This window comes from Lujinxingia vulgaris (assembly GCF_007997005.1).
In the GTDB taxonomy this organism is placed as follows: Bacteria; Myxococcota_A; Bradymonadia; order Bradymonadales; family Bradymonadaceae; genus Lujinxingia.
Genome location: NZ_VOSL01000055.1, coordinates 17,992 through 30,385, shown reverse-complemented (window position 1 = coordinate 30,385; position 12,394 = coordinate 17,992). Strand labels below are relative to the sequence as shown.

The following is a 12,394-nucleotide window of genomic DNA, read 5'->3' as shown; positions in this document are numbered from 1 at the left end:
ACCCCGATGATGCTCGGCACCCCACGCCAGTCCGACGCCCGACCTGCACCTGCAGCACGCGCGTCAGCGCCCTCAACATCCCCGAACCTTCCGGCGCATAACGAGTCTGGTGCCCCCCTTCCATCCGAATGGTGGCACGAATGGAAGTCTGGCAACGCTCTTCGACAACAAGCCCAGCGCGTCTTCAGTCTTCCCTCCGCGCTCTTCCTGATGGCGCGATGGTGCGGGGTTGCCATCATCCTCAGCGTGGCGCTCTCCGCATGGATCTTTGCGCCGCTGAGCGTGATTCCCCAGACCCTGCTCATCCTCTACGGAGCCCTCATCGGTCTGGGCCTCGGGGCCACCTGGGGCGCGGTGCGCGTGGTTGACCTCGCTATGGACAGCATCTGGCAGCTCGTCGTGATGGTGTTCGAAGGGATCGAGTCCGCCCTTGCCGAGGTCGACTCCCTTCGCCGAGGCAAACTCTCAGCCGACAGTCTGCAGACGCTTTCCCACACGCTCTACCAGGGTTTGTTCTACCCGGTGGTGCGTCGGGCGGCACGGCAAGCCGCGGGCGTCTTCGCCCGGCCGGTGACCTGGGCGCTCGACAAGACCATCGCACGTCTTATCGCGCGCATGCTTCCTGCACCGACGCCGGAGCCTTCTTCCTCTCGGCCTTCCGCTGAGGGCGCACAGGCGATGCAGGCCGGGACCGCACTCGAATCCCTCAGCGCTGCGCACTCGCGGCTGCTGAGCTTGCGCAACAAAACCAGAACGATCGCACTCACGCCGCTTGTCGTCCTCGCCACCGTGAACTCTCTTCTGATGACAGCCCCCGTCGCGGCGATCTATCTGCTTTTGCGCTAGCGCGCCCCCCTCTCAAAACGCTAAGAGTACGCGCGAGATCGCGTGGCCCGCAGCGCTACTCCTTGCCCCCTGCGCCTGTTGGCGCTTCCCTGCCTGCCCCCTGTGAGATTCGCATGAAACCGTGGTTCACCCTGGAACGCACGACGCTTCCCGATGGCGGAGAGCTACTTCTTCAACAGCGTGATCAGGAGTACGTGCTGCGCGCCCACGGCGTCGAGCTGATGACCTCGCGTGCGCACGGCTCGGAAGATGCGCTGGGCATTCGTGGAGTCGCCCCGATCGCGCATCGCCCCAACGCTCGCGTCCTCATTGGTGGGCTGGGTATGGGGTTCACGTTGCGGGCCGCGCTGGATGCCCTTCGTCCCGATGCCCGGGTCTTCATCAGCGAGCTCGTCCCTGAGATCATCGCGTGGAACCGAGGCGTTCTGGCTCCCCTTGCCAGCAGCCCTCTCGACGATCCGCGCGTCACGCTGCTGGAAGGCGACGTCACGACACATATCGCCCGCACGCAGGAACGCTTCGATGCGATTCTTCTGGACGTCGACAACGGCCCTGAAGCCCTTACCGCCCGCGAGAATGATGGGCTCTACGGCGCGACGGGGCTGGAGCGGGCCTTTCACGCACTGAGCTCGGGCGGAGTCCTGGGAGTCTGGTCGGTCTCCGACGACCAGGCGTTCTCCCGGCGCCTTAAAAAAGCGCGCTTTCAGGTCAAACGCCACACGTCGTACGCCGCCGGCGATCGTGGCCGCCGACATCTCGTCTGGATCGCAACCCGTCCCTGACCGCATGGGAGTGCGAGCACACGCTCCCGACAGCAGGGCGCCCGCCGACAGACTTGTATCCGGGGGTCAGGAGCACGTCCGGGGGTTGGGGAGACGACCGGGGGTTGAGGAGACGACCGGGGGTTGAGGAGACGTCCGGGGGTTGGGGAGACGACCGGAGGTCAGGAGCACGTCTGGGGGTCAGGAGGACGTCCGGGGGTCAGGAGCACGTCAAAAAAGCCGCGAACGCGAAGCTGTCACACCGCCTCTTCGCGACGTGATTCCGTCACTCAGACGCATCGACCTGTGCGCGCTCCTCAAACACCTCACGCTCATCACGCTGCAATAAGGCGGCGAGACGACTCTCAATAGCCCGTCGATCCACACAGCGAATCGCCAGCCGCATACGCACCGCCGCGCCATAGTCCGTTGCGATGATGCGCACCCCCTGCTGACCATCGAGCAGATGCTCCACCTGGGCTTGCACCGAGTAGGGAATCACCAAGTCTTCGACATCCTCCGGAAACAGCTCAACCGCTACGGCATCATCAAGCGCCATCCTCGCTGCTTCTCGATACGCACGGGCAAGTCCCCCAACCCCGAGCTTTATCCCGCCAAAGTAGCGTACGACAACGACCAGCGTATCGCATAGCTCACGCCCCTGCAGAATCTGAAGCATCGGAAATCCCGCGCTACGACTCGGCTCCCCATCATCCGCGCCGCGCTCAACCTGCTCGATTCCTCGTCCGATTCGCATCGCGTAGCAAACATGACGCGCGTCATGAAACCGCCGTCGTATCTCATCGACACGTGCCAGTGCATCCTCTTCGGTGCTGACCCGACTTGCAAAGCCGATAAACCTGCTTCGTTCAACGACCAACTCCGCCTCCCCCGGATGCTCCAGGGTCCAGAACGGTTGCGCATCAGCCTTGCCCCCGTCTTGTTGCATCGTCCACCTCGCTCGTCTCGATCACGCCCACACCAACCCTCGGTCAATTGTCCAACCCCCGGCCCGTCATCCAACCCCCGGTCACCCTCGCAACTCCCGACGGTTGTCGACGGGCAACGCGCGTCACTTGCCCATGTTTCACGTGTGAAACATGGATCCACTCGTGACTCGCGCTTCGAAAAACGTCCCGCTCCGTCAAAAAAGTAAGGGCGTCGCGCAAACTTCTCCGGTGAGCCGCGATAACAGTCACACAGCGCTGTTACCATCACCACTCTTGGAGAACTGCCATGACCGCGCCTCGCCAACACCTCCCCGATCAGCTGGTATTTATCACACGACGCACCTCGGAACGACGTTACTTTCTGCGTCCTGACGCGGAACTCGCCGAGTTAACGGCATACGCTTTCGCCCGCGCCGCTACCCGCCACGGCCAGACGATTCACGCGGTCACGGTCATGTCCAACCACGTCCACCTCGTCCTCACGGACAGCACAGGAGAGCGCAGCAGTATGGCTCGAGACAGCTTTGCGAGCATCGCGCGGGCCCGAAACAAGGCTCTCGAGCGCAAAGGCCATTTCTGGGAGGCTGGAACCTACTGCGACTGCGTTTTGCTCGACCAGGACGCCAGCGATCGCAAGCTCATCTACACCCTCCTTAACCCGGTGCGAGCAGGCCTTGTCGATCGCCTTGAAGACTGGCCGGGGTTCATGATCCAGCCCAAAGACTGGGGAAAGCCCCTCCAGATTACCCGTCCCTCCCGGTTTTTCGGCAACAACGCTCCGAAGTCGATTGAGCTGACGCCGGAGCCTCCTCCTGGATACGAAGACTGGCCGCTCGACAAGACTATCGCCCACTTCGAAGCACGCATCGAAGAAGCGCGCCTCGAAATCCTTGCGGCACGTAAGAACGAGAGTGCGAAGGTTGAGTACGCAAGCGAGGCACTTCAACAGCTCGACCCCTTTGCCTCGCCCGACACGCCGACGGCAGCGAGACGCTTCATTCCCCGATTCGCCACCAGAGATGCCGAGCTCATGCAGCGCGCCGAAGCGGCCCGACGCGACTTTCTTGAGGCCTATGCCTTTCAACGCAGCCGGTGGAAAACAGGCGAACGTGACTGCACCTTCCCTTGCGGAACCATCGCACTTCGACGTCACAGCGCCGTGCCATGCGCTCCGCCTCCCCCGGATAGCCCGCTCACGCAGGTCGGGCGACTCGCCAGAATCAAACGCTACGCTCGCAGGTGTCTGCTAAGCTCGCCATGAGCGCATAAAGCGCGGAGGAGACGTCCGTCATCCCGTCGCACGCCTCCGGCTCATCGCACGTATCGCGACACATCACGCATCCTTCCCACGCGCGGGTCCCCCCACCGTCGCGCCCTGGCACCAGTATGTCACCTTCCGGTGCCGTGAAGGCCCTGGTGTATCCATCTCCCGACGTTGCTCGCAAAACACCGGCTCTCCGACGGCTCTCGCGTCGCATTTACACCCAACAATGCGCCCATTTGAACCCACTCGCCCCGTCCCAACCTCGGGTCGCCCTCTCCCAACCCCCGGTCATTCCCTCCCAACCCCCGGTTACCCTCTCCCAACCCCGGGTTACCTTCTCCCAACCCCGGGTCGCCCCGCACTGTACCCACCTCCCATCCTCCGAAACGCGCAACCTCGACACTGAAACACCCGTGAAACATCCTCCCCCTCAACACCGTTAACCACACCCCCACATCCGCTCCCCAACCCCTCCAAGACCCCTCAAACCCCTGAAATCATTACACTCAACCCACCATAACCAGCACCTGGCACAATCAATGCAAGAGCTGCCCCCGAACGCAGCGTCACCCTCGACGCATCGCGCATCCCAATAGCCGTGTATCTGCCAGGAGTCATACCTATGGAAGCTCTCACGCCAGACATGATCACAGTCCTGGTGATCCTCGCCAGTGCCATCTACCTCTTCGTCTCCGAGATCGTACGTATTGATGTCGCAGCCATCATCATCATGGTCGCCGTCGGTCTCACCGGCCTTGTCGACGCCACTCAACTCTTCGATGGCTTCGCCTCTAACGCCGTCATCTCCATTATCGCCGTGATGATCCTGGGTGCTGCGCTCGACCGCGTCGGTATCATGCGACGCGTCGCCGCCTTTTTGCTGCGCGTCGGCGGGCGCACCGAAGGCCGTATCATCTCGCTTATCTCCGGGAGCGTCGCGACCATCAGCGCGTTTATGCAAAACATCGGCGCGGCCGCTCTCTTTCTGCCGGTGAGCGAGCGCCTGGCAGAACGCACGGGCATCTCCATCTCCCGAATCCTGATGCCCATGGGCTTTGCGGCCATCCTCGGCGGCACCATCACCCTGGTAGCCTCCGGCCCGTTGATCCTCCTCAACGATCTGCTCGCCGCCAGCGCTCAGAACCTCGGCGTCGACATCGAACCTCTCGGCCTCTTCACCCCCACCCCCATCGGCATCGCCCTGACCGTGGCAGGCATCGCGATGTTCGCCGTGGCAGGCAAGTGGCTGCTTCCCTCGCTTCAACCCTCCAGCAGCGCGCAAGCCCCCGACCTCGCTGCGACCTACGGCATCGACCAGACCATTCACGCCTTCTCCGTGCCCGAACACAGCCCTCTTGCCGGCCGCAGCGTCCAGGCCATTGAGGCCCGGCGACAAGGCATCGTTCTGCTCGCGATCGAACGCGACAACGCCCTTACCCGCGCACCAACCGCCGAGCATTGCATCGCCGCCGGCGATGTCCTCGCTGTCGTTGGCCCCACCGATCACGTCGCGCACTTCGCGCAAACCGAACGCCTTGAACTCTCCTCCAACGCCGCCTTCGCCGCCCTGCACGACGATCAGCACGCCGGTCTGGCCGAAGTCCTGGTGCGCCCGGGAAGCGACATCGTCGGAAAACGCGTCATCGACCTCAAACTTCGCGCAGCCTTCGGCGTCACCCTGCTCGGGGTCCACCGCCGAGGCACCCTGCTGACCGAAGATCTGCGCCAGATCGTCCTGGAGGCCGGCGATGTCCTCGTCCTCTTCTCCCCCTGGGAGCGACTGCAAACGCTCGCCCGTGAAGCAGCCTTCGTGGTCCTCACCGACTATCCCGCCGAGCCCCCTCGTACCCACAAGACGCCCTGGGCACTCCTCGCCTTCGGCGTAGCCCTCTCGCTGGTCATCTTCTCGTCCATGCAGCTCTCGCTTGCCCTGATGGTCGGCGCGGTCATCGCGCTGATCTCCGGCGTGCTCACCGCCGACGAGGCCTACCGCGCTGTCTCCTGGAAGACCGTCTTTCTGCTGGCCGCACTCATCCCGCTGGGCCAGGCCGTCGAAGATACCGGCACCGCCGCCTGGATCGCCGAGCGCGTCATCGGCCTGACCTCCGCCTTCCCCATCTGGGGCGTTCAACTCACCATCGCTCTGCTGACCACCGCCTTCACACTGACCATCTCCAACGTCGGCGCCACCGTCCTCCTCGTACCGCTGGCAGCCAACGTGGCCGTAGGGGTCGGCGCAGACCCCGCGCAGTTCGGTCTCATCGTCGCGCTGGCGGCTTCCAACGCCTTCCTTCTCCCCACCCACCAGGTCAACGCATTGCTGATGGGCCCCGGCGGCTACGGCGTGCGCGACTTCCTCAAAGCCGGCACGGCGATGACGATTCTCTTCACCGCCGTCCTCATCATCTCGGTCAACGTCTTCGCTTGAACCCCGGTCAACGTTTCAAAAACGTTTCAGGCCCGCGCAATCCCCGCAAAGACGCACTGGCGCGGGCCGAACACACTGACCCACGGTCGAACCCCTGACCCACGGTCGAACCCCTGACCCACGGTCGGACCCACGGTCGAACCCCTGACCCACGGTCGAACCCCTGACCCACGGTCCTACCTCTGACCCCCGGTCGAACTCCTGACCCCCGGTCGAACCCCTGACCCCTGGTCGAACTCCTGACCCACGGTCCTACCTCTGACCCCCGGTCGAACCTCTGACCCCCGGTCCTACCCCTGACCGCCGGTCAAACTCCTGACCCCCGGTCCTACCCGAGTCCCTAAAGCGGGCCCACCCCTGTCAGCAGATTCACCAGCACCAACCCCGCCAACACAAGCAGGAGCACCGCCCCCACAAGCGACGCGGTAAACGGAAAACGCTCATCTTCCCGATCGCTGAGCCGATACATATCCCGTACGTGATCGACCACCGAGAGCAACAGCACGATCATCCCCACCCCGAAAAGCAATAACCCCGCATTCGCCGGCCCCTGCGCCGACAGCTCCCCCAACATGTCCGAGGGCCCCTGCTCCAGGTAGTCGAAGAACTTAAAGATCGTAAACCCAAACGCGATCATCGCGATCGATGTCCGTACCCCCGCCATAAGCGTGCGACTCGCCGCCTGCACCGTCCGCTCATACGCAAAATCGGTGCGCTTCTCCGCGCTATCCTCCGGCGGGTCGTCCATCGCCTCGATCTGCTCTTGACTCTTCATGGTCCGCTCCCGGCAACCTCTCCACCTGTACCAGGAAACTAAGCGCGATATCGCGCTCCCAAATGGCGACCGCCCCTTCAACCCCTGACCCATCGCACATGACCTGCGGCGAGACTCGGCGCTGGTTGCTGGTCGCGCGACAACGTCGTCGACTGTCCGCCCGGGACGCAGACTGACGGATGAAAACCATCGCAGCGTGCGACGCGCACGTGAGTGAAAACCTGCCGGCCCAGAAAACCACAGGCTCAGAAGAGCGTCCGGCACTAAAGCGCTGCCCACGAAACGCATTCGCTCGAAATCATGGGATTTAAACACGCTCCGCTGCGGCGCCCGCCAATGGCCTCACGCGTACGTCATGACCGCCTGATAACGCGACGCCATCCCCTCCAGCCCAATGTACGCTGACAATAACGCCCCCCGCAGGCGCCCTCCCTCAAACCTCACTGAGCTCCGGCAGCACCTGCGGAAGTCGCACCCGAAACTCCGTCCCCTCTCCCGGTTGCGAGCGCACCGAAATCCGTCCGCCTAACAGGCGGCAGAAGCGCTCGGTCAGCGTCAGCCCCAGCCCCGTCCCCCCGTAGCGCTCCTCGGTCTGCTCATCGGCCTGCTCAAACGCTTCAAACACCCGCCCCAGCGCCTCTTTGCTCATCCCCACCCCGGTGTCCCACACCTGCAACTCCACCCATCCCGCCTCGTCCGAGGTGGCCCGCACCCCCACCTCTCCTCCTTCGGTAAACTTGCAGGCATTCCCCAGCAGGTTCAGAAGAATCTGCCTCAACTTCGTCGCGTCGGTGTGCATCGCAAACGCCCCGGGCGCACACGCAATCTCCAGCCGGTTGCCGTTGACCATCGCCAGCGGCTCCGCCGTACTCTCCACGTCCCCCAGGAGCTCAGAGAGGTCGAAGGATGCCGCCCGAGCCTCCAGCTTCCCGGCCTCGATCTTCGAGAGATCGAGCACATCGTTGATCAACGAGAGCATATGCTGGCCGGCCACGCGAATGCGCTCCAGCTCGTCGCGGTAGCGCACCGGTCCCTCATCCTGCATCTGCTCGAGCACAAACTCCGAATAACCGATCACCGCGTTGAGCGGCGTGCGCAACTCATGGCTCATATCGGCCAGAAACGCGCTCTTCGACGAGCTCGCCATCACCGCCTCATCGCGCGCACGCTCCAGCGCCTGATTCAGCGCTTCGAGCTCACGGGCCCGCTCCACCCGCTCGCTCACATCCCGACACAAGGCCAGAATCACCTTGCGCCCCCCCGCCATAAACGCCCCCACCCGCGTCTCCACTGGATAGACTCGCCCCCCCTTGCTCCGGTGACGCCCCTCCACCGTAAACACCTCGTCGACCCGCATCCGATCCCAGATCGCCCCCGGCGCCAGATCCATCTCAAAGTCCCCGACCCCCATCTCCAACAGCTCCTCCCGCGTATAACCGAGCATCTCACACGCCGCGTGATTAACCTCGATCACTCGCCCCTCCGTGTCGTGCAAAAAGAAGGGATCGACCGCATGGCGAATCATCTTGTCAAAACGCTCATCGAGGATCACGGTCCCGGCGTACGCCTCATGGAGACGATGCGAGACGCGCCCCAGAAACGCGCGCCAGGCCTCCTCATCAGGCACCCCCGAATCGTTCAGACCGGCCTGCTCAAGCTCGTGGGCCAACACCGCGTGGTACTGCTTTGATTCATCCATACCTGCTCCCGATCCTCACCGCGCCCTGGCGTCGGCGCTATGCAATGGCTACCCGACCTCCCCCGCTCCCATCACGGCTTCGTGATCTCGTCCTCCGGACGATCCAACACCCCGGCCTCTCGCTCCGACCAGTCCGTATCCACACGCCACCCCTGCGCCTCCCTCCACAGACGGACCTCCTCCACCTGCGCGCCGGACTGCCCGTCCATCACCACATCCACCCGCACCACGACCTCCTCCTCCGAGATCGTCTCCACCCCCAGCACCTCAAAGCGCACTCGCCCCGCCATCGCCTCGACCTGAGCGGCCGCCTGCTCCCCCTGCGCCTGGAGCACACCCGGCGGCATCGCCGCCTGATCCTCCGCCCGCACCCGCTCCCAGGCCTCGCGCATCTCGCCATCGCGCATCGCCTCCAGATAGCCCACCGCCACATCCTGCGGCTCGCCACCTTCACATCCCGCCAGCACCGCGACCATCCCAAGCATCGCCCCGATCTTGCATAGAACGCGCATCCTGCCTCCGCTTTCCTTCAAACCCGACCTCCGCCGCGCAATGTAGGTACATGTATGACATTGGTCAACGCACACATCACCCTCCCGAACACCTCCACAGGGCCCCGCAAATCGACCCCGTCGATACTCGCAGCCGCCCGGCGCACACCGCCGATCACCGCGCCCGGACTCAACGTCCTCCGTCCCCCGATCCAGCCTCCGCCCACCCCAGAAGTCGTCGCCCGCTCCGGCCCCGGGGGGCGCGCAGCCACAAAAAACCGGAGGCCGCGCCCCGCGCGACCTCCGGCAATAACCCGCTCCCCCTCTCCACGCCCGACCTGACTTACAGGCCCAGATCCGCGCCGTGCAGCTCGCGCCGCGCCTCGGCCACCCGCTCGCTGGTCACGTACTCATCAAAGGGCATGTAGAAATCCAGATGCCCGTTCGGACCGATCTCGATGATGCGGTTGGCCACCGTCCGCACAAGCTCACGGTCGTGGCTGGCAAAGAGGATCACGTTATTCTCGCTAAACGCCTGCATCCCCTTGTTCAGCGCCGTAATGCTCTCCAGATCCAGGTGGTTCGTCGGCTCATCCAGAATCAACAGGTTCGCACCCACCTGCATCATCTTCGAGAGCATGCAACGCACCTTCTCCCCACCGCTGAGTACCTTGACGCTCTTCTTGGTGTCCTCCCCGCTGAAGAGCATCCGCCCCAGAAAGCCGCGCACATCTTCCAGGTGCATATCCACCGTAAACTGGCGCAACCAGTCGATCAGGTTGAGATCCACATCCTTAAAATACGCGTCGTTCTCCTTGGGAAAATACGCGCTGGTGATCGTGCTCCCCCACTCCACGTTGCCGCTGTCCGGCTCAAGCTCGCCGGCAAGAATCTGAAAGAGCGTGGTCCGCGGACGCCCGTCCGGCCCCACAAACGCGATGCGATCGCCCGACTGCACATTCAGGCTGAACCCGTTGAGCAGCTCCTCGCCATCGATCGACTTTTTGATATCTTCGAGCAAGAGCACCTTCTTGCCGCACTCGCGCTCATACCCGAAGTGAATATGCGGATACTTGCGCGTGGAGACCGGCAGATCGTCGAGCGTGAGCTGGTCGAGCAGCTTTTTACGGGAGGTCGCCTGACGCGCCTTCGAGGCGTTGGAGCTGAAGCGCTCGATGAAGGCTTTCAGATCCTTGGCCTTATCGCTGGCCTTCTTCTGCGCATCGCGGCGCTGCTGCAACGCCAGCTCGGCGGCCTGCAACCAGAAGTCGTAGTTGCCCGCGTAGATGCGAATGCGCCGAAAATCGATGTCCGCAATATGCGTGCACACATTGTTCAAGAAGTGGCGGTCATGGCTGACCACGATCACCAGCGACTCGAGCCGCTGCAGGTAATCCTCCAGCCAGGCGATCGTGTGCACATCCAGGTTGTTCGTCGGCTCATCGAGCAGCAAAATATCCGGCTTGCCAAAGAGCGCCTGCGCCAGCAACACGCGCACCTTCTGCCCCGCCTCCAGATCCCCCATCCGACGGTGATGCTCTTCATCGCCCACGCCCAGGCCGGCCAGCAAAATGGCCGCCTCGGCCTCGGCCTCATAGCCGTTGAGATCGGCGTAGACCATCTCCAGCTCGGCCGCCCGCGCGCCGTCCTCCTCACTGAAGTCCGCGCTGGCGTAGAGCGCCTCGCGCTCCTTATGCACCTCAAAGAGGCGCGGATGCCCGCGCAGCACCACGTCCATCACCACGTCATCGTCGTAGCGGAACTGATCCTGCTCCAGCCTGGCCATGCGCAGGTTCGAGGGAATGCTCACCACCCCGGCCGAGGGCTCCAGCTCTCCGTAGAGGACCTTCAAAAACGTCGACTTCCCCGCGCCGTTCGCCCCGATGAGCCCGTAGCAGTTCCCCGGAAGAAACTTCACGTTCACATCTTCAAAGAGCGGCTGCCCGCTGAAGTTCACCATCACGCCAGAGGTTGTGATCATCGCTGTGTTCCTGCTCGCTAACTGTTCACGCCACCACCCGGCGGCCACCATCGTCCTCAATGCCCCTGCCAATTTCGGGCACCTCGCTCGGCCCCGACTAGCACGGGCATCGCCCCCGGTCAAACAGGCCCCCCGCACACAGATTCCCCGCCTTCCCAACCCGCCAATCATTATGCCTTCGCGACCTCGCGCACACATTTAGCCCAACAGCTCCACAGAGCGCCCCACAACAACAACTTCCCCCGTCTTTTGAGGCACTTATGAACACCCTCATACTCGCTCTCTATGAGAACGAAGAACGCGCCAGAGACACCATCGACGCGCTCAAAGACGCCGGCATCAAACGACGCCACATCGAGCACATCGCCTCGCCAGGCAACGAGCACACCGGCATCTTCAAGGGCCTCTTCTCCGGTCGCGAAGACAGCCAGAAAGACGCCAAAAAATCCCTCAACGAGCTCACCTCACGCGGCATCCGCGAAGATGAAGCCCGCCGCTACGCAAGCGGCGTGCGCCAGGGCTGCGATCTGATCATCGTCGACCTCGACGACGACGCTCAGGCCCACACCGCCCGCCAGATCATGGATCGGCGAGCGTTCACGGGCCGCCCCTCCACCCCCGAAAAGCTGGGGCGAAGGCATGGCAGCGGCATCATCGAGAGCGCCAAATCCGAGGGCATCTCCACCTCCTCGCTCGTCGACGAGCCGACCACCGCATCCAGCTCAAGCGCTGCTGGCCCCCGGACCTCCTCGAACATCCCGCACAGCAGCGAGGTGACCTCCGGAACCCAGAGCACCAGCCACCAGCCTCGCCTCTCCGGCAGCTCCACCGTCGCCGGCACCGCCGAGCGCTCCGCCTCCCGTAACGACGTCTCCCGCTTCGACAGCAGCTTCCGCGAGCACTACCAGCGCAACTTCGCCGACAGCCGCTACGCCTACGAGGACTTCGCCCTGGCCTACCGCTACGGCGTCGCCCTGGCCGAAGAGCCCCGCTACGAAGACCACACCTGGGACCAGGTCGAACCCATGGCCCACCAGAGCTGGGAGACCCGCGAGACCGGCCCCTGGCCCCTCTTCCGCGACGCCATCCGCTTCGGCTGGAACCGCATCCGCGGCGAACACCAGTCCGAGCCCCTGCCCCCACGGCTCTGATCGCGCGCTCTCCCCGGTCGCCTCATCGCGACCGGGGACCTCCACACC

General features: G+C 63.8%; 10 protein-coding genes. 5 read left to right on the top strand and 5 right to left on the bottom strand.

Annotation, left to right across the window (positions count from 1 at the left end):
* Positions 1 to 6: 6 nt before the first annotated feature.
* Both FRC96_RS14025 and FRC96_RS14020 read left to right on the top strand, forming a co-directional pair.
* A complete protein-coding gene (locus tag FRC96_RS14025; protein ID WP_146975251.1) occupies positions 7 to 846 on the top strand; it encodes a hypothetical protein in 840 nt (279 codons plus the stop codon).
* Positions 847 to 959: 113 nt separating this feature from the next.
* Positions 960 to 1,628: a spermidine synthase gene (locus tag FRC96_RS14020; protein ID WP_146975249.1), complete on the top strand. Its 669-nt coding sequence runs from the start codon at positions 960 to 962 to the stop codon at positions 1,626 to 1,628.
* 265 nt (positions 1,629 to 1,893) lie between these two features.
* Here the strand turns inward: FRC96_RS14020 and FRC96_RS14015 are convergent, their stop codons facing one another.
* Entirely contained in the window at positions 1,894 to 2,556 is a 663-nt protein-coding gene (locus tag FRC96_RS14015; RefSeq protein WP_146975248.1) for an IMPACT family protein, read from the bottom strand.
* Positions 2,557 to 2,843: 287 nt separating this feature from the next.
* Between FRC96_RS14015 and FRC96_RS14010 the strand changes: the two genes are divergently transcribed.
* Both FRC96_RS14010 and FRC96_RS14000 read left to right on the top strand, forming a co-directional pair.
* Positions 2,844 to 3,818 (top strand): hypothetical protein, encoded by a 975-nt coding sequence (locus FRC96_RS14010; protein WP_146975246.1) that lies wholly within the window; start codon positions 2,844 to 2,846, stop codon positions 3,816 to 3,818.
* A gap of 625 nt (positions 3,819 to 4,443) precedes the next feature.
* The gene (locus FRC96_RS14000; protein WP_146975243.1) at positions 4,444 to 6,249 is read left to right on the top strand and encodes an SLC13 family permease; all 1,806 of its coding nucleotides are present in this window, start codon (positions 4,444 to 4,446) and stop codon (positions 6,247 to 6,249) included.
* 340 nt (positions 6,250 to 6,589) lie between these two features.
* Here the strand turns inward: FRC96_RS14000 and FRC96_RS22190 are convergent, their stop codons facing one another.
* The 4 genes from FRC96_RS22190 to FRC96_RS13980 form a co-directional block, all read right to left on the bottom strand.
* Complete coding sequence (locus FRC96_RS22190) at positions 6,590 to 7,024, bottom strand: YidH family protein (protein WP_230470256.1); 435 nt, start codon at positions 7,022 to 7,024, stop codon at positions 6,590 to 6,592.
* 433 nt (positions 7,025 to 7,457) lie between these two features.
* Positions 7,458 to 8,723, bottom strand: a complete 1,266-nt coding sequence (locus FRC96_RS13990) for a PAS domain-containing sensor histidine kinase (protein WP_146975239.1) — start codon at positions 8,721 to 8,723, stop codon at positions 7,458 to 7,460.
* 71 nt (positions 8,724 to 8,794) lie between these two features.
* Positions 8,795 to 9,235 (bottom strand): hypothetical protein, encoded by a 441-nt coding sequence (locus tag FRC96_RS13985; RefSeq protein WP_146975238.1) that lies wholly within the window; start codon positions 9,233 to 9,235, stop codon positions 8,795 to 8,797.
* A 322-nt stretch (positions 9,236 to 9,557) separates the two neighbouring features.
* The gene (locus tag FRC96_RS13980) at positions 9,558 to 11,195 is read right to left on the bottom strand and encodes an ABC-F family ATP-binding cassette domain-containing protein (protein WP_115607059.1); all 1,638 of its coding nucleotides are present in this window, start codon (positions 11,193 to 11,195) and stop codon (positions 9,558 to 9,560) included.
* Between the two features lie 260 nt (positions 11,196 to 11,455).
* Here FRC96_RS13980 and FRC96_RS13975 point away from each other — a divergent pair, with 260 nt between their 5' ends.
* A complete protein-coding gene (locus FRC96_RS13975; protein WP_146975236.1) occupies positions 11,456 to 12,346 on the top strand; it encodes a hypothetical protein in 891 nt (296 codons plus the stop codon).
* Positions 12,347 to 12,394: the final 48 nt, after the last annotated feature.

Coding starts and splice junctions, on each gene's coding strand:
- FRC96_RS14025 (WP_146975251.1), top strand. CDS start 7: ATGATGCTCGGCACCCCACGCCAGTCCGACGCCCGACCTGCACCTGCA.
- FRC96_RS14020 (WP_146975249.1), top strand. CDS start 960: ATGAAACCGTGGTTCACCCTGGAACGCACGACGCTTCCCGATGGCGGA.
- FRC96_RS14015 (WP_146975248.1), bottom strand. CDS start 2,556: ATGCAACAAGACGGGGGCAAGGCTGATGCGCAACCGTTCTGGACCCTG.
- FRC96_RS14010 (WP_146975246.1), top strand. CDS start 2,844: ATGACCGCGCCTCGCCAACACCTCCCCGATCAGCTGGTATTTATCACA.
- FRC96_RS14000 (WP_146975243.1), top strand. CDS start 4,444: ATGGAAGCTCTCACGCCAGACATGATCACAGTCCTGGTGATCCTCGCC.
- FRC96_RS22190 (WP_230470256.1), bottom strand. CDS start 7,024: ATGAAGAGTCAAGAGCAGATCGAGGCGATGGACGACCCGCCGGAGGAT.
- FRC96_RS13990 (WP_146975239.1), bottom strand. CDS start 8,723: ATGGATGAATCAAAGCAGTACCACGCGGTGTTGGCCCACGAGCTTGAG.
- FRC96_RS13985 (WP_146975238.1), bottom strand. CDS start 9,235: ATGCGCGTTCTATGCAAGATCGGGGCGATGCTTGGGATGGTCGCGGTG.
- FRC96_RS13980 (WP_115607059.1), bottom strand. CDS start 11,195: ATGATCACAACCTCTGGCGTGATGGTGAACTTCAGCGGGCAGCCGCTC.
- FRC96_RS13975 (WP_146975236.1), top strand. CDS start 11,456: ATGAACACCCTCATACTCGCTCTCTATGAGAACGAAGAACGCGCCAGA.